Here is a 23,200-nt window from a genome sequence, read left to right as displayed (position 1 = left end):
TTAGTTAATGTGTCAGAACCTGTTATGAATTGTTTGTTTGGTGTTTTTCTTCCAGCTCTTTAATTTGGCGCTTTAGCTCTACCATTCGAAGTTCACGGCCTACAAAAAGTCTGTTCATTCGGGCAAGCTCTGTATTTGAGGTCTCAAGTTCTTTTGTTCTATCCAATACCCTTTGCTCAAGCTCTGCATTAAGTAACCGTAGATCGTCTTCTGCTTTTTTAAGTTCGGAGATGTCTTGAAACGTACCTTGGAGTCTTACAACTTTGCCCTCTTCAACGACTGGGATTCCTATTGTTCGTACCCATTTTTTAACACTATTGGCATCGGTCATCTTTAACGTCAGATCATATGATTCCTTATTGGAAATCGCTCTATCAATAGCATTTTCAATTAATATGCGTGACTCCGAATCATAGAAGCTTAATCCGAAAGCTACATTCGATTCACCTTCAGGATCGAGAGCGTGAATTTTTGCCACTTCATTAGTCCATGTTCCTTTCATGGTTTTTGTTTCAAATTCCCATCCGCCCACTTTAGCCATTTCGCCAGTCAAGTGTAATAATCTGTCTTTACTTAAAATAGTTTTTTGAGCGAGTTTTTGATCGGTAATATCTTCGCCAATGCTTGATGCACCTAAAATATGACTATTGGAATCGTGTTGTACGGCGTTACTCCAGACAATATCACGTATTTGTCCATCTTTGGTGACAATTGGATTCTCTATACGTGACAGAATCTTACCTTCTTTCAGGCTGTTCAAAAACATTTTCTTAACATCTGGATGGTCATTCGGAATCATAAGGTCGAACCAATCGGCTCCAATCATCTCTGCCGATGAATAGCCTGTAAGATTTAGCAGATAATCATTACAAAAGATTACTTTTCCATTGATGTCGAGTATAACAGCGATCAGATTAATTTTTTCCAAAAAGTCTCTTAAGCGCTTTTCCGAATTCATAACCAACTCCTCAGCAAGTTTTCTTTCATTAATGTCGATTCTAACCCCCAGCATTCGGATAAGCTTATTTTCTTTGTTTCTTTCGATTGCGTTACCAATAACTGCTTGCCAACGGTAGCTTCCGTCTGCATGCAACATCCTGGCCTCGTAACTGTATTCATCATTTTCGTGATCAAGTACTGAAGTAATTTTTTTTTCAACCACTTTACGGTCATCTGGATGAATTCGGTTTATCCAGATGATTCGATCCGGATAACCTGTTTCAGGCTCATATCCTAGCATCGTGTAGTATTTTGAGGTCGCATACCATTGATCCGTTTCCAGATTCCAATCCCATATGGCAATTGGCGCGTTTTCCAATATAAGTTTTAGTCGTTCGTTATAATCCTTTAGGTGTTTTTCAAGAGTAAGTCGTTCGGTTATATCGCGGTAATTACTTACAATGGCATTAATATTTTCGTTATTTATTAAATTGATTAAGGTTCCTTCGGCCCAAATCCAATGCCCATCTTTATGTAATAATCGATTGATTCGAGTTGTTTGAACTCCGGGATTATTTTTCAGAAACTCGAAGGTTTTTTTTGCGTCTTCCAATTCGTCTGGATGAATTAAGCAAAACCCATCCATTTGCTGCAATTCTTCTAACGAAAAACCAGTTATTCGCTCAACAGCTGGGCTGGTATAAGTGGGTTTCCCCTTAAAATCAAGAATGGTAACCATTTCGTGAATGTTTTCAACCAGGGAACGAAATTGCAATTCAGATTTAATTAGATTTTCTTCAGCATTCTTTCGATCAGTTATATTTTTTACAGCTCCGTATATTCCAACCAGTCTATTCTTTTCATTGCTCCAGAGTGGATGGGCAAATACCTGGACCCATACAATTTTTCCATCCCGATTAATTGTTCTGATTTGACTTTCTGTACTCTGATTATTCCGAAGTCGGGCTAAGTCTTTATCATCGATAGGATAGTCATCAGGATGAATTGAGGCACGCCATCCACCACGGGCTTTAAATTCTTCGAGCGAATAACCAGAGATGGATTCGAAGGCCCCAGCAACCCAATTCAGGTTAAGTGATCCATCAGGCATTACTTTAGTTGAAAAAGTATAATCGGTTGAAACACTTGAAATTAACCGATAGCGTTCTTCACTTTCTTTTAAAGAAGCTATTTTCTCTTGCAGCGCCTCAATTTCAAGTCTTAGTTGATGGTTTTGTGCTTCTATATCCATATTGTGCTGTGTGATAAATTTTTAAGTTAAATTGAAGTGGGTATGCTGAAATTAAAGCTACTACCTTTCCCTTCTTCGCTTTCTATCCAAATTTCACCCCCATGTTTTTCAACAAACTCTTTACATAGCAACAAACCAAGGCCTGTTCCTTTTTCATTTTCAGTTCCGCGTTTCGAAAAGCTCGATCCAATTTTGAAGATTTTATCAATATCTTCCGGTTTGATCCCTATCCCAGTATCCGCAACCGAAATCACTACTTTATTTTCGCTGTAAAACGCTTTTATTTCAACTTTCCCATTTTTAGAAGTAAACTTCAACGCATTTGATATTAGGTTTCGAAGAATGGTCCTGATCATATTTTTATCGGCCATAACAATTAAATTATCTGGAATATAATTGATTATAGCAATCATTTTACTATTTGCATTTTCGATCAAGAACTCTAAAACTTCGTTTGTAAGAGTTTTTAAGACAAGTGAAACCGGATGAAATGGCATTTGCGATTGTTGGATTCGCGCCCAATCGAGCAGATTCTCAAGTAACTTAAAGGTATTGTTTGATGTTGAATGAATGATTCCTGCATATTGCTCAATAGTTGCAATGTCGAGGTGCTTGGCATCATTTTTTATGATCTCACTTAAACCCATTATGGAGTTAAACGGACTTTTTAAATCGTGAGCAATAATTGAGAAGAATTTGTCTTTCGTAGCAACCAATTCCTTTAGTTGCTCAGCGTATTGCTGAAGTTGTACCTCTGAATTTTTTCGTTGTGTAACATCCCTTGAAATACCTTCATGAAAAATAGTTTTACCGTCATCGTCAGTAACAAACCAGCCATGATCTTCTATATAAACCGTTGATCCATCTTTTCTTCGAAGTGGAAATATGTCTAATTCGTTTATGCGCAATTTTTTCGACAATCTTTCCCTTTCCTCAGCATCAAAATAAAGTTGGGTTTTGATATCGATTGACATTAAATCTTCCTTGCTATCGTATCCCAAAATTCTCACCATAGCGTCGTTTACTTCAACAAATTTACCTTCAGGGGTGCTCCTGTATACGCCATCAGGCATAGTCTCAATCAGGTTCCGGTATTTGGTTTCGCTCTGCCTGAGCATTTCTTCGGAATGCTTCCGATACGTAATGTCCCGGCCTACGCCAAGTACGCCAATGATTTCTTTCTTTTGGTTATACATTGGCATTTTAATGGTTTCGAGCAGTGCCTTGTGTCCGTCTGATGCAAAAGTGATCCACTCTTCGTTAATTGATGTTTTACCTGCTTTCATCGCATTTCTATCATTATTGCGAAAAAGATCAGCTAGATCCTTATCCACAAAATCATAATCGGTTTTTCCAATAATTTCGGACTCAGAAGCACCAAAAAATTGTTCGAACATTTTATTACAAGTCAAGTAAACGCCATTGATGTCTTTTAGCCAAATTAGGTCGGGAATCGTTTGAAGCAGAGTCCGTAACTGTGCTTCTTTATCCGCAAGTGTCTTTTCTGCATGTTTCCGCTCAGTAATGTCAACAGCAACACCAACCATTCCGATTATTTCTCCATTATTATTTTGAACAACAGATGTCGATAATGATATCGGAAATTCAGTTCCGTCAAGCCTTTTATTCAGTATTTCACCATGCCAACCTGTTTCGGCTGTAATGGTCAAAATTTGTTTGACAAGTTCTGGATCATTATTCTCCGACCGGACAATTGAAATGTCTTGTCCAACCAAATTCTCATTTTCCGCGTAGCCGTAGGTTTTCAGAAATGCGGCATTCACAAATAAAATTTGGTCGTTAATATCGGTTATGCTAATCGATTCGTTGATACTTCTTAAGGCATGAGCCATCAACTGCATTTGTTTTTCTGCAGTTTTATTTACGGTTACATCTTTGAAATTCCAAACTCGTCCTATCGGTTTACCATCGAGAAGTTGCGGGCATGAAAAGCGCTCCAAAATTCGCCCGTCCACTAATTCAATGGTGTCAAGGCTATCTAATTCAGGATGATTATAGAGGTGTTGCATCTTGGAAACAAACAGATCAGGATCTTTTAACTGACTCAGAACGTATTCAATCGCTTGGGAAACACCACCTGCTTCAAGCACTTCTTCTGAAAGATTAAAAATTTGCTTGAACTGCTTATTGTAGCTGGTAATTTTCCCTTCGCGGCTTACCACCAGAATTCCATCGGCTGTTGAGTCAAGTGTTGCTTCAAGTAACGAAAGCGAAAGTCTTAGTTTATCTTCCGTTTGTTTCCGTTCTGTAATGTCTCTTATTGTTCCTTCTACTCCGGAAACCTTTCCTGTTTCATCGTAAATAAAATGCGCATTAACCGAGGACCAAACCAATTGATTATTTAATCCTTTTAACTGTAATATGAAATCCAGCGCTTCGCCTTTTTCAGAGATCTCTTTTATCAATTGTTTTCGGTCTTCCGGATTGGCATAAAAGCTTTCGATGGGTTGCCCAATAATGTCATGATGTACATACTGGGAGTATCGTTTGATCGATGGACTTATTTCTGTTAAAATTCCATTTAAATCAGTCTGGTAAAATACATCCTGAACGTTTTTGAATATATTTTTATACTTGAGCTCTGTCTGAATTAATTCTTCTCTGTTTTTTTTGTATTCAGTAACATCATCGATTATTCCAATTATTCCGATCTTGCTATTTCCCAGATTTTTAATGATATTTTTTCTGAAAACGACATCACGATTTAACGCTTCCGAAGATTTTACTTTTGATTCATAGATTTGAGATTTTTCTGTATCAAATAGCTCAATATCCGATTTTTGGTATATTGCGGCTTTTTCAGGTTCACTAATTTGAAAAACGGTTGAACCAATGATTTCTTCTTTGGATTTTCCAATATATTCAGCAAATGCCTGGTTACAATGGGTATACACAAACTGATCATTTTTGATGAATAACGGTTGAGGTACAGTATCAATAGCGTTTTGAAGTAGATTTTCAGCCTCATTTAATTCATTCTCCGTGTCCCGTTTCTGAAATAGTTCGCGAATTGTGATCTTCTGGTAGTTCTGATTCTCGTATTTAAATGAATGGATCGATACTTCACTTTCAAATGCAATCCCATTGTATTTAAGATACTTCCAGTTGAATTTTAGAGACGCTTTGCGGTTGGTTTCGTCAATTAATCTTTTTGCTTTTACTGAAGATTGTTTTCCGTCAGACTGCAGCTCGGGGCTGAAATCGAATAAAAAACGACCAATCATGTCCGATTTTGTTCCGAATTCAAATAATGTGAGCGCTTCAATGTTGCAATCAATTATTTGAGTGTTCGAAGCGAAAATGATTACCTCACCTGCATTTTCAAATAAAATGTGGTATAGTTCACCATTATTAAATATGCTTTTCGTGACGTCACTATTTTCATCTTTCTTGCCCATAATCTACCTTTTCCGTGATTTCGTATTTCAGAAAAATACTAATTAAAAAAGACAAGACAAATATGTTTATGAAGCAACTATTTCGAGGCTAATCACTCAACTGAATTCCTGGTGTTGTGTTAGCTTGGCTTTATCAAGCACCAATCACCCAGAACTTCCTGCCCGCTCGCTTGTCAGGCGGGGTTTCAGGGTTTCATGTTAATTCGAGATGCCGAAACAAGCCTTCGACGTGAGCTCAGTCGAACGTTCGGTATGACATTGCGTCAATTGTTGGTTGACACGACACTAATTACCTTTATTTAAAATGAGTATCAGAATTATTTTCATTATTCACTTTTCGTATTTACCATCCAGAACGAAAATACATTCAGGTAATTCCAGAATGATTGGACGATTTCATCGGGCAATTCAAGCTTAGACAGTACTTGTTGGTAGCATTGCAGCCAAACGATACGGGCTTCAGCAGTGATTGCGAAAGTTGCATGTCGTCGGGCCAGCATCGGTTTACCGCGATTTTCGTTAAAATAAGGGTGCCCACCGCAAATCTGAATGAAAAAGTCAGACGACCGTTGTTTGGCTTTGTCGAGTGCTTCTTCAATTCTTGGGAAAAGGTGTTTAATTTCACTTTGGCTCAATAAGTCGTAATGATCGCTTACCATTTTACGAATTCCTTGTTCAGTAAGCTTTTCCAGAAATTCAGGAGTTGGAATGGTAACTGAAGGCCTTTGCCCGAATTCATATTGATTGATTGAAAAATCCATGATGCAAATAAATTGACTGTTTATTAAAATCTTCATCTTGTATAACAAAATAGACGCGTTGAGGTTGTGTGCTGACAAAAAAGATTGCAGTGGTGGTTTCTAAGCTTTTAAAAATGAGATAATTCAATTTTTTTGTCCTAAAACCTGAAAAAAGAATAAAATCAGTATATTGAAAACAAAAAATCAAGGTTATGAACGAACAAATTCAACTGATCGCTGCACGAATTAAAGAACTGCGCGAGATTGCAGGTATTTCGGCCGAAAGCTTTGCAAATGAATTGAATATCGAAAAAGATCTTTTATTGAATTACGAAAACGGAAATACTGATATCTCTGTTGGTTTTTTATTAAAGGTTGCCCACCGGTTCAATCTTGAACTTTCGGCTCTTCTAAAGGGTGATCAGCCAAAATTGCATGTTTATTCGGTTGCCCGAAAAGGGAAAGGATTAATTGTCGATCGGCGAAAACAATACAAATACGAGAGTTTAGCCTCTAATTTTATTCAGAAAAAAGCCGAGCCGTTTATTGTGACAGTCGAGCCTGATGCCTCGAATGCTCCATTGGAGTCAAATTCGCACGCCGGACAGGAGTTTAATTATGTACTTGAAGGTACTTTGATGATTGTGGTCGATGGCCATGAAATTACCCTGAACGAAGGCGATTCGATTTATTTTGATTCGGGTTACAAACATGCCATGAAAGCATTAAATAATCAGAAGGCTAGGTTTTTAGCTGTTATCGTTTGATCTTAAACTTTAATTAAAGATTTCATCAAGAATTACAAAAATATGGTACTCGATAAATATCTTTCACAAACAGAATTCGCTTCCTACGAAGATTTTGTAGCAAATTATAAACTTCAGATTCCTGAAAATTTCAACTTTGCTTACGACGTGGTTGACGAAATTGCGACTAAAACACCCGATAAAATTGCAATGGTTTGGTGCAATGATTTGGGTGAGGAGCAAATTTTCACCTTCGGGCAGATGAAGACCTACAGCGACAAAGCAGCCAATTTCTTCCTATCGGCTGGTATTGGAAAGGGTGATCCGGTGATGCTTATCCTGAAACGGCGCTATGAATTCTGGTTTTGCATACTTGCTCTCCATAAAATTGGAGCTATCACCATTCCTGCAACTCATTTACTGAGTCCGAAGGACATTGTTTACCGAAGCAATGCGGCTGATATTAAGATGATTGTTTGCGTTCCGGAGACCGAAGTAATCCGTCATGTCGAAGAGGCTGAGGCAAAATCGCCTACACTAAAAGTCAAAGCATTAATTGGCGAAGATCGCGAAGGCTGGTTGAATTTTAATTCCGGAATGGAAAGTAGTTCCGAAGAATTTATTCGCCCGCTGGGAGATAAAATGCCTGCAAATGAAGATATAATGCTTCTGTATTTTACTTCAGGAACGACAGGTATGCCCAAAATGGTAAACCACAACTACATTTATCCGCTTGGACATATTCTTACGGCAAAATACTGGCAGAATGTTCAGGATAACGGATTGCATTTTACGGTTGCCGACACCGGTTGGGCCAAATCGGCATGGGGAAAATTATATGGACAATGGTTGTCGGGCAGTGCAGTGATGACTTACGATTTCGATAAGTTTGTTCCAAAGAACTTAATGGAAGTTATTGAAAAATATAAAGTTACAACATTTTGTGCTCCGCCTACCATTTATCGCTTTCTGATCAAGGAAGACCTGACTAAATTTGATTTGAGCGCCCTGAAATACTGCGTGGTAGCTGGTGAACCGTTGAATCCTGAAGTGTATAAGCAGTTTCTGGATGCTACCGGAATCAAATTGATGGAAGGCTATGGACAAACCGAACTGACTGTTGCTTTGGCAACTTATTCGTGGATGGAACCCAAGCCGGGATCGATGGGTAAACCTTCGCCCGGTTACGGAATTGATTTGATTGATGATGAAGGCAATTCGTGCGAAATTGGAGAGGAAGGGCAAATTATTCTATATACGGATCAACAACCTCCGACAGGAATGTTTAATGGCTATTATCGCGATGAAAAATTGACACAAAAGGTTTGGCACGATGACGTTTATTATACCGGCGATATGGCCTGGCGCGACGAAGATGGCTATTATTGGTTTGTTGGCCGTGCTGATGATGTGATTAAGAGCTCAGGCTACCGGATCGGGCCTTTCGAGGTTGAAAGTGCACTGATGGAACATCCGGCGGTATTGGAATGTGCGATTACTGCGGTTCCCGATCCCGATCGTGGTCAGGTGGTAAAAGCAACCATTATTCTGTCGAAAAGTTACACTGCCAGCGACGAATTGGCCAAAGAACTTCAGGAACACGTAAAAAAAGTGACTGCTCCCTATAAATATCCTCGTATTGTTGAGTTTGTAACCGAATTGCCCAAAACAATCAGCGGCAAAATTCGGCGGGTGCAGATTCGTGAAGAGGATGGGAATGAATAAGTTTTCAGTGGTCAGTTTTCAGTCTCAGTGTTTAGAATTGCAAGCCCTGAGACTGAAAACTGTGACTGTTAACTTTTTCGGATTACCTTTGCAGCGAATTAAAATTTTCGTACAGTGACTTTTCAGGAATTAAATTTAAATACTCCGCTTCTGAATGCCTTGAGTGATCTGGGTTTTACAACTCCGACACCCATTCAGGAAAAAGTATATCCGGTAGTGATGTCGGGACGCGATGCTGTTGGCATTGCACAAACGGGTACAGGTAAGACTTTTTCGTATTTGCTGCCTATTCTTCGCCAACTTAAATATTCCGATCAGAAATATCCGAGAATATTGGTGGTTGTGCCAACCCGCGAGTTGGTTTTGCAGGTGGTTGGTGAAGCTGAGAAATTGGCAAAATATATGAATGTCAGGGTCGTTGGTGTGTATGGCGGTACAAACATCAATACACAAAAACAGGTTGTTTATAATGGAATGGACATTTTAGTGGCCACTCCAGGTCGTCTGGTCGATTTGGTGATGACTGGCGTTTTACGCCTGAAAGCCATTCAGAAACTGGTGATTGATGAAGTTGATGAAATGCTAAACCTCGGATTTCGTCCGCAATTGATGAGTTTTATGGATAGTTTGCCGCAGCGCAGGCAAAACCTAATGTTCTCGGCCACTTTGACTGAAGAAGTCGCCGCTTTGATTGATAGTTATTTTTACGAGCCAATTACTGTTGAGATTGAAAATCAACGTACTCCGCTCGAACAGATTACCCAATATTTTTATTCTGTACCGAATTTTTTTACCAAAGTAAATTTACTTGAAAACCTGCTTGCCAGTCAGGAAGAGTTTTCCCGTGTATTGATTTTTGTATCCAGTAAGCAATTTGCCGACCGGGTTTTCGAGCTTCTTAATCCAATTTATCCGGAGCAAATTGGCGTTTTGCACTCCAATAAATCGCAAAATCTCCGGATTAACTCGTTGGAAAAATTCAGAAACGGAACTTTCAGGATGTTGATTGCAACGGATGTTGCCGCCAGGGGATTAGATATTTTGGATGTTTCGCACGTGATTAATTTTGATGTGCCAGACATTCCGGAAGATTACATGCACCGCATCGGGCGCACCGGAAGGGCTGAAAAGGCTGGAATTGCAATCACTTTTGTGAATGAACCTGAAATAAAACATTTTGCTGAAATTGAAGAGTTCATGAACCGGGTCATGGAGGAAAAACCTTTGCCTTCGGATTTGAAAATTTCGAATGTTTTTACTGACGAGGAACGACCTGTGCTTTTTGATAAGGAATATTTAGGCAAATCAAATGTGATCACGGATTCGCAGGGCGCTTTTCACGAGAAAAAGGAGAAAAATAAAAAGGTTAATCTGGGTGGTCCCGGAGAGCGGAACCCACGAAAAACAAAATCGCGAAATCGTGGAGTTGAACGTAAACGAGCTGCAAAAAGATAATAGGCCATTTTTAATTCTTTAGCAACTTAACTATATTCAGTGCATTGTGGCGGTTTGAAAAAGCGTCTTCGAGTATTAATTTTCGCTTTTCAGTTTCTTCGGAAGTAAAATCCAATTCAAACAATTCATTTACACAGGCAATCATATCTTCAGGCGTATCTGCCTGATGACAAAGGTGTTCCAATCCTGTTTTGTGGATCATTGGCGCATTGGCTATACAAAAGCGTCCGGAGAATAGTGAAGCCAGTAGTTTGAGCTTCAATCCGGTATCCTGAAAGGTGGGTATCAAGCAAATGTGCGAATTTTGAATCAGATTCTCCATTTGATCATTTTCAGGATTTGAAACCAGTTGAATGTTAGCGAGTTTATGTATCTTATGAGCCAATCTTTCCGAAGGATTTTTTCCGGCAATAATAACCGGTTGGCTGATTTTCGAAAAAACATGCTGAATCAGGTATTCAACTGCCTGAATATTTTCTGATACTGAAAGATTCCCATGAAACAGGATGTATTCGCCACGACCTTCTTTCGATTTGATTTCGTTGAACGGATGAAAGGCCGGAATAAAATGTGAGTTGCCGAATTTTTGGTCGAAATATAAATTGTCGTTTGGCGAAATACAGAGCAGGTGAGAGGCGCTTTTAAGTACATTTTCATACCGTTTTAATTTGCAAGCCTCTATTCTGAAAAACATTTTTCGGAAGATATTTGGTTCTGCTTTGCACAAATTCAGGTAATATTCGTGTTCCACATTGTGAGTCCGAACCAATTTTGTATTGTTTTTTAGAGCTTCATTCTCGAGATTTAAGCAAGTATGAAGTCCTTCGAATAGTATTGGGTAATTTTTTGATGATAAGTTGTTTAATAATTGATTGTTATGGCGAGTAATTACAATGTATGGTTTAGTTGATAATTGGTAGCGAATGCCGTATTTTCTTGGATAATAAAAAACCTTCGTGCAGTACTTTTCAAGCTCTACTGCCTGTGGACGATTGTATTCGAAACAATGGAGGTAAACCGAAACGCCATTTTCAGCAAGTGCTTTAATTTTGTAGAAAATATCGATTACGCCACCATAATCAGGAGGGTAAGGAATATTAAAAGCTACCAATTGAAGTGCTGTTTCCAATGCTGAAATTTTATTCTAAATATAAAAGAAAAACCACGAAAAGACAAAGAGTTTAGTGATCAGTCTCAGTGGTCAAAAAAAACGATACGGGTTATGAGATTCGGGATAGATCCCGAAACTCGTAACCCGTAACAATTTGAAAACGCATGCGACTGCAAACTGCGACTGAATATTTTTTTACTCTTCGTTGAGTTTTACTTCACCATAACGGCTTTCGATCAAAACTGTTCCACCACCGCTCCCAACAGTTCCTTCAAGCGAAAATTTTGTGTTTTCGCGAATCTTGTTTCCCTTGTAGCGATTGGCAGGATATTTTACATCGCAATAACTGCAATCGGCCTTAAGCCTGTAGTTTAATTCGTTTAATCCAATTTTGATGCCTCCATAACTGTTTGTGATTTGAATTTTGTCGAATTTCGACCCAACTTTTTCAATCCTTACAGATCCGTAGCCCGTATCGAGGTCCAAACTTTCGGTTAATGTACCGATTTTATAATTGGTGTATTTGGATATCGATTTCAATTTGCCAATTTCGTCGATGTTAATTCCATCGTACTTCGAATCCAGTGTCAGGCTTGATGTTTTTCCCAGATTTACAGAAGAATACTTCGAATCCATAACGACATGATTAATTTCATCAGCATACAGTTTTGAATACTTGATTTCCATATCGGCGTCGTTTATTGTTTCCAATGTTGCTTTCCCGTAACCTAAGGTAATCTTTATTGGGTTTCCGGCAGGTGACTTCATCTTTCCAGCGGTCATCGATCCGTAGCTAACATCAAATGTGCCTTTTGCATCCAATTCGTTAATCACTACATTGCCGTACTTGTTCGTGATGGTCAAATCCCTATCTTTTGGAATATTGATGAGGTAATCAATTGAGAATGAATTATTCCCTTTAAAGTTTTCCTCAATTTCAGTTTCACCTATCACCTGGCTACCATTTTTCTGGAGGTTGATGTGTATCTTTTCCATCAGCGCTTTGGCCCGGCTTTCAGAAGCATTGTCGATGGTAATCAATACTTTAATTGTAATTGAGTCGCCTCCCATATCGTTGACTTTTACTTCGCCAAATTTGTTGATAATTTGTAATCCTGTAATTCCACTTTTTTGCCAGCCTTTCCGGTATTGTTTGCTGAATTCGGCTCCTGTGGCATTGACCAAAAGTGTTGAAAATAACAATAATGCAAGGGTGAGGTTAAATATCGATTTCATTGTGTAAACGTTTATGTTGTTTTACTTCTTTTAATTTGTTGATAACCAATGATAATACATTTATTCTCGACTGGTAGTATTCAAGCATGGCGTTTATAACCCGCTCGTCATCAGGATTTGCTTTCAGGTCTTCGATCAACTTTTGATACATCTGGTCAAACTCTTTTTGTTCCTTCAACATCATTTGTTGTTCTGATTCTGTAATCAATCCTTCCTTTTCAAATACATCCAATTGTTTGATGTCTGCTTGTATTGCATTGGTGTAGTAAAATTCAACTTCGCGGTATTCGGGCGAAATTGAACCCAGTGAGAGGGTTTCTTTCTTTTCAGGAGTTAACCAAATGCGTGCCTGATTGACTACCAGTAGCGCGAAAACTACGATGGCAGCAACTTTCAGTACCATTTGGAAATCGAATTTCCGGGTCGGTTTCGATGCTTTCTGAAGCCGGGCTTCAAATCGCTCGAAGTGACCTTCCAGCGGTTCTTCGTTCTGAAAAGAATGTTGGTTATTTAAGATTAATCTTTCTAGTTCGTCTTTCATGACATGTAAGTTTCAAGTTTCAAATTTCAAGTTCCGGATTGCGTGGTACGGGCTTTATCTCTATGCCCCATGCTCCATGCTTTTCCCAAATCTTCAAATTATCTCATTTTCAAATCATTTTTAATTGTATTCAAACAATTCTTCTTTGTGCAACATCTCCCGAAGTTTCAGCTTGGCCCGTAAATATTGCGAACGCGATGAAACATTCGTAATTCCGAGAATTTGCGAAATCTCTTCATGGTCATATCCTTCAAGTAAATAAAGGTTCAAAACCACCCTGTAGCCATCGGGCAACCGTTGAATGGCCTTTTTTAACTGCTCCATCTGAATTTCTGAAATCTCAAGCCCAACGGGTTCTTCGTCAGGAATTTTTTCATTCAGTTCTTCAAATTTCACTTTTCGCTTTTTCAGTTGATCCAATGAGCGGTTAATCACAATTTTCTTTAACCAGGCGCCAAAACTCACTTTCCCTTCGTAACTGTCAATCTTTGTAAACGCTTTTAAAAAGGCTTCCTGCATCACATCTTCAGCTTCAACCGCATTGCCAACCATGCGCAGACAAACGTTGTACATGGGCTTGTAATAAAGCTTATAGAGCTCAAATTGTGCCTGAGTATCGCCTTTTCGACACCTTTCAATCGCATCATGATGAATATTTGGGTACTGCGTTTCCAAGTATTTGAATTTGTTTTCTGATTGAATGACGAGGGTCAAATTAGGAATGTTGCATGAAAGTGAAAAAAAACTGGCAAATATGAATTGTGCTAATTTGGAGTGTCGGCCATATATTCCATCAGATGAATCAATTGTGATTCGTCTTTTGTATCGATTTTGTTCGATTTTATGTAGTCAATTACCTGTTGTGATATGGGTTGTAGTGTTTTAATCAGTTTTTTTTGCGAATAAACCAAATGTGCCATGCCATTGCCATAAAGCAAATAAAACTGGGGTGGTAGTTTCTCAAATCGCAGGGAATCGTTCGGGTTTGTTTTATCCGAAGGCGATTTAAGGATGACCTGATCTTTTTTTAGTAATTGATAATCCCCTTCATACAATACCTGAAAGAAACCGTAGTCGATGTTTTTGGGTTTCATATATTTGGCGTAGACAAATATCTTACTACCCATTTTTATTCGTTGTATTTCCGATGGAAATCCAATGGCGAGAATCGTTCCATCTTTCTTAAATTCCATGTTGTTGCTGTAGAGGTTGAATCTTAATGGTACATCCTTTATTTCGACACCATTGGTCTTTAAAATGTATGAATTCTGAAATTGCCTGTCGAGAAATGGGCTTCCTGCAATGTCCCTTTCTTCCAAAAGTTTCTTTTCGTGGTTCTGGTTTATCAAATTTAACTTCGCGACTTCGTATCCTACATCTTTCGCTTCTGAATAATCTTTAACCTGTCCATATGCTTGTCCTGTCCATATTAATGCCGAAAGAATGATCAAAACCGTTCTCATATTGTTTATTTTTATCGAATGTTATTTTTGGTAAAGGAAATTTTGATTTTTATTGTTTGTTAAATATAGAAAAGATGTCACACAATCATGAACATACAGGGCGAAATCTGGCAATTACCGTTATCTTGAACGGAATTATTACTGTTGGTCAGTTTGCCGGCGGTATTATCTCCGGAAGCCTGGCGCTAATTTCAGACGCACTTCACAACCTAAGTGATGTCATTTCGGTAGTTTTGGCTTATCTGGCTCATCGAATCGGACTTCGCCCTCAAACTCAGAAATCAACATTTGGGTACAAACGAGCAGAAATCCTGGCTGCATTCATCAATGCGATCACATTGATCGCCATTTCAGTTTATTTGATGGTTGAAGCTGTAAAAAGGTTTCTCAATCCGAAGGAAGTTGATTATTTGTGGATGCTTGGACTTGGAATTTTGGGAATTGTTGCCAATGGATTGTCGGTTTTAATACTTCATCACAATAAAGATGAGAATCTGAACATCAGAGCAGCCTATTTGCATTTGATTGGTGATGCGTTAACTTCTGTGGCAGTTGTTGTTGGCGCTGTTTGTATCTGGCTTTTCCAGATTTACTGGATCGATCCGCTGGTTACAGTTTTGATCAGTATTTATATTTTTGTACACACCTATACAATTCTGAAAGAGAGCGTTGGAATTTTAATGCAGTTTTCACCACCAGAAATTGATCAGGAGGATGTTATTTCAGCGATGGAAGAAATTGTTGAAATCCGAAACGTTCATCATGTGCATTTATGGCAATTGGCCGATCATCAGATTTACTTCGAAGCGCACCTGGAGTTGATTAAAAATTTTCCGGTTTCGGATACATTAAATATCAATAAAAAGGCAAAACAGCTACTAAACAGCCGATTTGGGATCACTCATACCACTTTTCAGTACGAATATAATTCAGGAGAGGGTTGCAAGTGTTAGATGTCGATTAGAGAATAAATAGTGATGTAATCCAGATACACGCAAAAACGGTTGTACCCATAACAATAGTTGCGCTCGAATAAACCTTTAAAGTTGTATTGGTATCCAATTCAGAAAATTTTGTAACCACCCAGAAATACGAATCGTTTGCGTGTGAGATCATCATTGACCCGGCGCCCATAGCCAAAGTAGCAAACAACCTTCCAGATTCGGTATCCAGACCTAACAACGAGAGCATTGGTGCAACAAACGATGCAGTGGTAATAATCGCAACAGTTGAAGAGCCTTGAGCTGTTTTCATCAAAAAGGCAATCAGAAATGGTACAGCAATGCCTAAGCCAGTTTGACTGAGAAATTTACCCGCTTCCAATCCAATACCAGTTTCTTTAATAACCATTCCAAACATACCACCAGCAGCAGTGACAATCAGAATAGGTCCGGCTTTTTCAATGGCTGTTTCAAAAATGCCATTTAGTTTCGCTCGGTTTAAATTTTTCAGAAGTAAGAATGAAAAAAGCATTCCAACGAAAAGGGCGATAATGGGTTGTCCGATGAAAAGTATTATTTTGAAGAAATAGATTTGATCTTTCCAGCCAAATACAGCGAAAATTGAAGCCAATGTAATTAGCATTAATGGAACAATTACAGGTAAAATTGATAGAAGGGGAGAAGGGAGTTTTTCATCAGTTAACTCCTTGTTTGACTGTTCATATTGCGCCGGTCTGTACCCTTTGTTTTTTGTTATTCTTTTAGTCCAGAAGAATGCTGCCAAAGCGCCTGGTATTGCAAATGCTATCCCCCAAAGGATGAAATTCCCGATATTCACATTCATGATGCCTGCAGCCGCCAAAGCGCCAGGATGAGTAGGTACGAGGCAATGGACAGAATACAACGAACAGGCAAGAACAACAGCAATAAACGGCATGGCAATTTTTGTTTTGGCGCTGAACGATTTAGCCAAACCACTAAGAATAATATATCCTGAATCGCAGAAAATAGGCAAGCCTGCCAAAAAACCAGTAATTCCTAATGCTGCCGGCGCTTGCTTATCTCCTGTTTTTGAAAGCAGATAGCTGGCAATACTCAAAGCACCTCCACTTTTTTCCAACACTATAGCTATAACAGCACCAAATATGATTAGAAAACCGATTGATCCCATCGTATTTCCAAAACCATCTTTCAAAATTTTCAGGATGTCGGCATTTGGTAGAGCTACCAGAGCCAATAAAAGGGATACCAGAAAAAGCGAAATGAAAGCATTTATCTTTAATCTGGAGGTCAGAATAATGATACTTACTATACTTGAAATTACAAGAATCGAGATAGTTAAAGTGCTCATTACAAGATGGTATTTAGATATTAGTTTTGCTAATGTTTAAGATTAGCCGATACAGTTTTATCAACTATATGACAAACATAACACAAATTTATCTTGTTTTAGCAAGCACATCTATTTTGGATTTATGAGCCAGATGTGATGAGATTTGAATACCTCAATGTATATCAAAATGCAAGCGTCATTAGTTTATTAGCTTTAGTTCATTTTCAATTAATGAAAAGGTGGCTGCTGAAACCGGAACGTTTGGCAATCGTACCTGATTTTTTACGGTTCCCATTATTTCCATCAAGGCTTTAACTCCGGCAGGACTTCCTTCTTTGAAAATCAGTTTCAGCATTTCAGCCATTTCTAAATGTAACTGAGTGGCAAGAGGCATGTTTCCTTCGAGCGATGCACGTGTTAATTGGCTTAATTTTTTAGGTAATGCATTGGCAATAACCGAAATTACACCAATTGAGCCGATGACAATAGAGGGTAGGGTCAAACCATCGTCGCCTGAAATAACCTTAAAATAGCTTGGCGCTTCATTGATAATCTTAGTAAATTGAGCTAAAACGCCGCATGCCTCCTTAATTCCAACCACTTTTTCAGAAAGTCGCGCAATACGAAGTGTGGTTTCGGCTTCCATATTTACGCCTGTACGGCCAGGTACATTGTACAAAATGACTGGAACCGGACTCGCTTCAACAACAGCTTTAAAATGTTGGAAAAGACCTTCCTGAGTAGGTTTGTTGTAATATGGTGTTACCGAAAGAATGGCATCAATACCTTCAAAATTGTAGTTCTGAATGGAATGAACCAAGGCAAGCGTATTGTTGCTGCCAATTCCAACTACAATTTTCAACCGTCCGGCATTTTTTTCGATTACAAAACGTACGATTTCCTTCTTTTCTTCATCCGAAAGGGCAGGGGTTTCACCTGTGGTTCCAAGCACCACCAAATAATCAATTCCTCCTGAAATCTGATCTTCAACTAATCTTTCCAATGCGCTGTAATCAACGCTCATATCTTCATTAAAAGGAGTTATCAATGCTACTCCGGCTCCCGTAAATGGATGTGTCATTCTATCGTTGTTTTATTAATCCGTTTTAAATAATACAAAATTTGTTCAGCCAATTGGCTCGCTTCTGGTCTATCTGGAAATTCAATATTCAGGTCGAAATAATTCGTTGAACCACCGGCATAACCAACTTTAAATGTCGCTTCTGATAAGGCAGTTGCGTAAACCATAGGAAAGCTTTTTTGCCCGGTTATATCAATCAGAATGTCAAATTTCTGGCGAATAAAATCCTCGACCACCTGCGTTTTTGGAATTTCGAGCCACCAGCTTGTTTGTTTTCTCGAAAAGCCATTGATTTCTTCAGGAATCAAAGCCTTCTTTAATGGGAAGTAACAAAGTCCATCAGCCTTAATTCCAGCTAAGTAAAGTTCATTTTTAATCTTGATAAAAGCTTCCTGCTGATCGATCTCCCAAAGGATTCCAACAGTTTGAGCAGAATCAAGATTGACCACTTTTTTCTCCCTGACTACTAAATTCAATTTCGAATTCAGTATCCGATTGGCAAACTTTGATTTTATTCCCATGATTTTGTGCAAAAATAACAATTCGTTTGTTTTACGATGTTTAAATTCGCTAAAAGTTTTAGATTGATACAAAAAACCTTAATAAAACGATAATCTATTACTTTTAGTCGATCATCTTCAGGAAGTCATCTTCTGAGATAATCGGGATGTTTAGCTTTTCGGCCTTCTCCAATTTGCTGGGGCCAATGTTGTTTCCTGCAAGTAAATAATTGGTGTTTTTTGAGATGGAACTTACATTTTTACCTCCATTCTGTTCAATCATTTTCTTCAGATCGTCACGCGAGTTCTTTTCAAATGTCCCGGAAATAATGATTGACGAGCCATTTAGTTTTTCCGAACGATTGGCCAGGCTTTCTTCATTCAGGTGCATTTGGAGGCCTTTCTCCTTTAGCCGTTCAACTAATTTTACATTCTCAGGATTCGAAAAGTAGAGTTGAACGCTTTCAGCGATTCGTCCGCCGATCTCGTCAATAGCAGTCAATTCTTCCAGACTGGCTTTTTCAATGTTCTCAATAGTAATCAACCGATTGGCTAAAATTTTGGCGACAGTTTCGCCTACAAAACGGATTCCAAGCGCAAAAAGTACTTTCTCAAATGGAATGTTTCGCGATTCGTCCAGGCTTTTGAGTATCCGCTCGGCAGATTTGTCGCCTAAACGATCAAGTTTGCTAATCTGCTCCTTTTGTAAATCGTACAAATCGGCAATATTGCGAATGAGATTTTCATTGTACAGTAGATCAATCGTTTCGGCGCCAAGTCCATCAATGTTCATAGCTTTACGGCCAATGAAATGTTCCATTTTTCCTTTGATTTGCGGCGGACAACCATCTTCATTAGGACAATAATGTGCAGCTTCGCCGTCTTTCCGGATTAAGGCAGTGCCACATTCCGGACAAACTTTTATAAAATCGACAGGTGCTGCCATAGGATGTCTCGAACTTGCATCAACACCGGTAATTTTGGGAATGATTTCGCCGCCTTTTTCCACAAAAACAGTGTCGCCCAAATGCAAGTCCAGATTTTTGATGATGTCGGCGTTGTGCAATGAAGCCCTTTTTACTGTGGTTCCGGCCAAAAGAACCGGATCGAGATTGGCAACCGGAGTGACAGCACCAGTTCGTCCAACCTGATACGAAACCGATTGAAGAATAGTATTGGCCTGCTCTGCTTTGTATTTGTATGCGATTGCCCAGCGTGGCGATTTTGCTGTTGTTCCAAGGTAAGATTGCAAACTCAGCGAATTTACCTTAATTACAATGCCGTCAGTAGCTACTGGCAAGTCAGATCGTTTGGTATTCCATTTTCGGATGAAGGCAATAACTTCATCGATATTCTGACATTTTATCGTATTGGGAGAAATCTTGAAACCCCATTCACGGGCAGCTTGCATGTTTTCCAGGTGACCATCGGTTGGTAGGTTTTCGCCAAGTAAATAATAAAAATAGGCATCCAATTTTCGTTCAGCAACAACCGACGATTTTTGCGATTTTAATGTTCCAGATGCAGCATTGCGAACATTGGCAAACAGTTGTTCGCCTTCTTCTTCGCGTTCCTGGTTGATCCGGTCGAACTCAGAAAACGGGAGAAGAATTTCACCCCGAATTTCGAATTCCGCAGGATAACCTGATCCTTTCAGTTTCAGGGGAATACTTTTGATTGTCCGCACATTGGCGGTTACATCGTCGCCAAAAGCGCCGTCGCCACGGGTAATTGCCTTGTCAAGCTCTCCGTTTTTGTAACGCAAGCTGATCGAAGTTCCATCGTATTTCAGCTCACAAACGTATTCGAAAGACTGGTCGGTGAGTTTCCGTATTTTTTGGTCGAAATCACGCAATTCTTCTTCGGAATAGGAATTGGAAAGCGAAAGCATCGAATACTGATGTTTAACCTGCTGAAACTCTTTATTCAGGTCGCTTCCAACGCGTTGAGTAGGCGAATTTGAATCGAAAAATTCAGGGTTTTCCGCTTCCAGTTTCTCCAGTTCTTTCATCAATATGTCAAACTCCTGATCACTTATAACAGGCTGTGATAAAATGTAGTAACGATAGTTATATTCTTCAAGAGTTGAACGCAGTTCAGCGATTCTTTTTTCGATATCTTCTTTGGCCATTTTTCAAAAATTTGCACTAAAATACAAAAAAGAAAGAGCCTGTATCATTCGAAAAACACTTTCAGGATCAAGTTGTTTTTTTGAAAACTAATTTTTCAAAATAAAAAACTGTCATTCAGGCTCTTTATCTAAGACCCAAATGACAGTTCCTGAAGAAAACGGAATCTGTTTACTTGTTTTTGAACTTTCCCTGAAGTAAAAATGAAACTACCAGTCCAATTCCGCCAAAAAGGAAAATCATTGAAAAATAGGCAGCCGTTTCGTCCATTCCTGATTCGGTCAGGAAATAACCAGCGATGATGCCCAAAGCAATTCCGATCAGGAAAAGACCCGACTTAAATGTTGTGTAGCCAGAACTTTCGGTAGGTTTTGCTTTAAAAAGATCGGGACTTGCACCTTTCTCGATTAATGCCAAGCGTTCTTTGTTCCTTGTGGTTAGATGGACATACAATGATGCAAATACCAGAGCAAAGAAAGCAAACGGGATTAGAACTCCTAAAATTTCGACTTGCATAATATTAAATTTAAAGTGTTTAATTGTTTTCGAACTTGCCAGTATGACGCAGGTATTTTGCAGCGGTTACAAAATTTTTCAAAAAAGTGGGAAGTGCCTAAAGTGAGCTAAAGTTAGGAGTTGAAAATAGTTGCGGGTTACAAGTTTCATGAACAGCTTCAGGCCCTGTCTATTAATAAGCCTGTGGACGAAAATTTTCATTCTTAGCCATTTATCAATTTAGCTATGTAACCCTATTTTTCTACATTTTAAAATCTTCAAATTTCCAAATCCTCAAATATCTTTAGTTGTTTTTTCTTTGAATACTGTAACCGTCTCGAAAAAAGTTCGTCTATTGTTTTAGAATGAATAAAACCGATGACATATACTACATTGAGGCTGTCAGGAAAGGCAATGTGCAGGCATTCTCATTTCTGGTTGAGAAGTATCAGAAACTGGTATATACATTGGCTTTGAAATTATTGAAGAAGCCTGAAGAGGCTGAAGAAATGGCTCAGGATACTTTCATAAAGGCATTTCAAAAGCTTGATAGTTATGAAGGTAAATCGAAATTTTCGACCTGGCTGTACAGTATTACCTATAATGCATGCATTTCTGAATTAAGAAAGCGGAGAATTGAATTTAAATCACTGGATGATCGGCAAATATCTGATCAGGATGAACAGAAAATGCATGATTATTACAGGGAGACCAGAAAAGAAGATCAGGAAAAATATTTGAATTTGGCTCTGGCAAAATTGCCGGAAGATGATCAGGTATTAGTTACTCTTTATTATTACGAGAGTCAATCGATGGATGAAATAAGCCAGATTACAGGATTGACTGTAAGCAATATAAAAGTGAAGATTCATCGGGCAAGGAAGCGAATGTATATTCTGCTTCACGAAATGCTGAAAGAAGAAGTTTATTCTTTGATGTAGGTTGGACGAGGATGAATTAAAATTGTAATTGTATTTGAAAATATTGATATTTGAAACCATGAATAAGCTCGACAAACAATTCGAACAAATGATGAAGGGTGTAAAAGTTGAATCTCCTTCAGAAGATTTCAGGATTAAGGTGATGAACAGGATTTTGGCGGAAGCCGCTGTGATGAGGAGACCTTTGTTGCAGGACTACAAGCCCGTAATCAGTAACCGAACCTGGATCGTTTTAAGTGGAATCTTTGTTGCCTTAGTGTCATTTGTTATTTTTCAGGCCATAAATGCAGCTCCATCGCAGGTCGATCAGGGTGTTTTGTCAACCTTTACAGATTCGATGTCGAAGGTAAATACATCTTTGGTGAAGAAAGGATTTGGTTTGTTTTCCTCCATACCAACAGTAGCCTATTTAATTGTACTGGCCTCATTGTCACTATGGACACTCGATTCATTTCTATCAAAACTAAAACATCATCCATCCAACATCGAATAACCGATTAGGGGGCAAGTCGGAAAATATCCCATGCTCCGTTTGATTTTTGAAACGCAATCCGGTCGTGCAGGCGATTTGAACGTCCCTGCCAGAATTCAAAATATTCAGGACGAATAAGGAAACCACCCCAATGAGGTGGTTTTATAATTTCGTGATCCTGAAAATAGTGCTGATAAAGAGAGAAGTTTTCTTCAAGAAACTTTCTGTTTTCAATAATCCTACTTTGAGGCGAAGCCCAGGCTCCCAGTTGACTGTCGATTGGACGAGACTTGAAATAATCCACAGAATATTCTTCTGGAATTTGTTCCGCCACTCCTTTAATCCGAACCTGCCTTTCCATTTTAGACCAGAAGAAGTTTACGGCAACATTTGGGCTTGCTGTAATTTGACGCCCTTTTTTACTGTTGTAATTGGTGAAAAACACCAATCCATCTGAGTTGATTTCTTTCAAAAGAACTACTCTTGAATCCGGAAATCCCCTGGCATCAACTGTTGAGAGCACCATGGCGGTTGGCTCCTGATTTTTCTCATCGATGGCCGATTTCAACCATTCTTCTAATTGCCTGAAGGGATCTGAGTTGATCGATTCTTCAGTAAGCTCAGATTTCTGATAATTGGTGCGTAAATCACGTAGCATATTCAATGTTCAATAATTCGTCG

General features: G+C 38.8%; 20 protein-coding genes. 6 read left to right on the top strand and 14 right to left on the bottom strand.

Going from position 1 to position 23,200, the window contains the following annotated elements; all coding sequences use genetic code 11:
- Positions 1–22: 22 nt before the first annotated feature.
- The 3 genes from AQPE_RS00315 to AQPE_RS00305 form a co-directional block, all read right to left on the bottom strand.
- On the bottom strand, positions 23–2,191 hold the full coding sequence (locus tag AQPE_RS00315; protein WP_318349045.1) for a PAS domain S-box protein: 2,169 nt from the start codon (positions 2,189–2,191) through the stop codon (positions 23–25).
- Between the two features lie 26 nt (positions 2,192–2,217).
- Complete coding sequence (locus AQPE_RS00310; RefSeq protein ID WP_318349044.1) at positions 2,218–5,610, bottom strand: PAS domain S-box protein; 3,393 nt, start codon at positions 5,608–5,610, stop codon at positions 2,218–2,220.
- 326 nt (positions 5,611–5,936) lie between these two features.
- On the bottom strand, positions 5,937–6,371 hold the full coding sequence (locus AQPE_RS00305) for a globin domain-containing protein (protein ID WP_318349043.1): 435 nt from the start codon (positions 6,369–6,371) through the stop codon (positions 5,937–5,939).
- A gap of 191 nt (positions 6,372–6,562) precedes the next feature.
- Between AQPE_RS00305 and AQPE_RS00300 the strand changes: the two genes are divergently transcribed.
- The 3 genes from AQPE_RS00300 to AQPE_RS00290 all read left to right on the top strand — a co-directional run bounded on the left by AQPE_RS00300 (position 6,563) and on the right by AQPE_RS00290 (position 10,276).
- The gene (locus AQPE_RS00300) at positions 6,563–7,117 is read left to right on the top strand and encodes a helix-turn-helix domain-containing protein (RefSeq protein WP_318349042.1); all 555 of its coding nucleotides are present in this window, start codon (positions 6,563–6,565) and stop codon (positions 7,115–7,117) included.
- 42 nt (positions 7,118–7,159) lie between these two features.
- Positions 7,160–8,821, top strand: coding sequence for an AMP-binding protein (locus AQPE_RS00295; protein WP_318349041.1), 1,662 nt, complete (start codon positions 7,160–7,162; stop codon positions 8,819–8,821).
- 114 nt (positions 8,822–8,935) lie between these two features.
- Positions 8,936–10,276, top strand: coding sequence for a DEAD/DEAH box helicase (locus AQPE_RS00290; RefSeq protein ID WP_318349040.1), 1,341 nt, complete (start codon positions 8,936–8,938; stop codon positions 10,274–10,276).
- 10 nt (positions 10,277–10,286) lie between these two features.
- Here the strand turns inward: AQPE_RS00290 and AQPE_RS00285 are convergent, their stop codons facing one another.
- From AQPE_RS00285 to AQPE_RS00265, 5 genes are all read right to left on the bottom strand, one after another.
- Positions 10,287–11,405, bottom strand: a complete 1,119-nt coding sequence (locus tag AQPE_RS00285; protein ID WP_318349039.1) for a glycosyltransferase — start codon at positions 11,403–11,405, stop codon at positions 10,287–10,289.
- Positions 11,406–11,582: 177 nt separating this feature from the next.
- Positions 11,583–12,623: a hypothetical protein gene (locus AQPE_RS00280; RefSeq protein WP_318349038.1), complete on the bottom strand. Its 1,041-nt coding sequence runs from the start codon at positions 12,621–12,623 to the stop codon at positions 11,583–11,585.
- Positions 12,607–13,164 (bottom strand): hypothetical protein, encoded by a 558-nt coding sequence (locus AQPE_RS00275; protein WP_318349037.1) that lies wholly within the window; start codon positions 13,162–13,164, stop codon positions 12,607–12,609. Before AQPE_RS00275 ends, AQPE_RS00280 begins: the two co-directional genes overlap by 17 nt.
- A gap of 120 nt (positions 13,165–13,284) precedes the next feature.
- Positions 13,285–13,839, bottom strand: a complete 555-nt coding sequence (locus tag AQPE_RS00270; protein ID WP_318349036.1) for an RNA polymerase sigma factor — start codon at positions 13,837–13,839, stop codon at positions 13,285–13,287.
- Between the two features lie 89 nt (positions 13,840–13,928).
- Positions 13,929–14,627, bottom strand: coding sequence for a hypothetical protein (locus AQPE_RS00265; RefSeq protein ID WP_318349035.1), 699 nt, complete (start codon positions 14,625–14,627; stop codon positions 13,929–13,931).
- 74 nt (positions 14,628–14,701) lie between these two features.
- On the opposite strand from AQPE_RS00265, the gene AQPE_RS00260 reads away from it, so the two are divergent.
- Entirely contained in the window at positions 14,702–15,580 is an 879-nt protein-coding gene (locus AQPE_RS00260; protein ID WP_318349034.1) for a cation diffusion facilitator family transporter, read from the top strand.
- A gap of 7 nt (positions 15,581–15,587) precedes the next feature.
- Here AQPE_RS00260 and AQPE_RS00255 read toward each other — a convergent pair whose 3' ends face one another.
- The 5 genes from AQPE_RS00255 to AQPE_RS00235 all read right to left on the bottom strand — a co-directional run bounded on the left by AQPE_RS00255 (position 15,588) and on the right by AQPE_RS00235 (position 21,127).
- Positions 15,588–16,919 carry a GntP family permease gene (locus AQPE_RS00255; protein ID WP_318349033.1) on the bottom strand — a complete coding sequence of 444 codons (1,332 nt, stop codon included), beginning with the start codon at positions 16,917–16,919 and terminating at the stop codon, positions 15,588–15,590.
- Between the two features lie 181 nt (positions 16,920–17,100).
- Positions 17,101–17,982 (bottom strand): 4-hydroxy-tetrahydrodipicolinate synthase, encoded by an 882-nt coding sequence (gene dapA / locus AQPE_RS00250; protein WP_318349032.1) that lies wholly within the window; start codon positions 17,980–17,982, stop codon positions 17,101–17,103.
- Positions 17,979–18,503: a DUF6913 domain-containing protein gene (locus AQPE_RS00245; RefSeq protein WP_318349031.1), complete on the bottom strand. Its 525-nt coding sequence runs from the start codon at positions 18,501–18,503 to the stop codon at positions 17,979–17,981. Before AQPE_RS00245 ends, dapA begins: the two co-directional genes overlap by 4 nt.
- Before the next feature lie 103 nt (positions 18,504–18,606).
- Positions 18,607–20,613: an NAD-dependent DNA ligase LigA gene (ligA, locus tag AQPE_RS00240; RefSeq protein WP_318349030.1), complete on the bottom strand. Its 2,007-nt coding sequence runs from the start codon at positions 20,611–20,613 to the stop codon at positions 18,607–18,609.
- A gap of 169 nt (positions 20,614–20,782) precedes the next feature.
- Positions 20,783–21,127 (bottom strand): DUF6249 domain-containing protein, encoded by a 345-nt coding sequence (locus AQPE_RS00235; RefSeq protein ID WP_318349029.1) that lies wholly within the window; start codon positions 21,125–21,127, stop codon positions 20,783–20,785.
- A 344-nt stretch (positions 21,128–21,471) separates the two neighbouring features.
- Here AQPE_RS00235 and AQPE_RS00230 point away from each other — a divergent pair, with 344 nt between their 5' ends.
- Entirely contained in the window at positions 21,472–22,047 is a 576-nt protein-coding gene (locus AQPE_RS00230; RefSeq protein WP_318349028.1) for an RNA polymerase sigma factor, read from the top strand.
- A 34-nt stretch (positions 22,048–22,081) separates the two neighbouring features.
- A complete protein-coding gene (locus AQPE_RS00225) occupies positions 22,082–22,540 on the top strand; it encodes a hypothetical protein (protein WP_318349027.1) in 459 nt (152 codons plus the stop codon).
- Positions 22,541–22,544: 4 nt separating this feature from the next.
- Here the strand turns inward: AQPE_RS00225 and pdxH are convergent, their stop codons facing one another.
- Positions 22,545–23,177: a pyridoxamine 5'-phosphate oxidase gene (gene pdxH, locus AQPE_RS00220; protein ID WP_318349026.1), complete on the bottom strand. Its 633-nt coding sequence runs from the start codon at positions 23,175–23,177 to the stop codon at positions 22,545–22,547.
- Positions 23,178–23,200 lie beyond the last annotated feature (23 nt).

The sequence above is a fragment of the Aquipluma nitroreducens genome, assembly GCF_009689585.1.
Taxonomy (GTDB): Bacteria; Bacteroidota; Bacteroidia; order Bacteroidales; family Prolixibacteraceae; genus Aquipluma; species Aquipluma nitroreducens.
The sequence above is the reverse complement of the archived record's forward strand: the minus strand, read 5'-3'. Positions and strand labels throughout refer to the sequence as shown.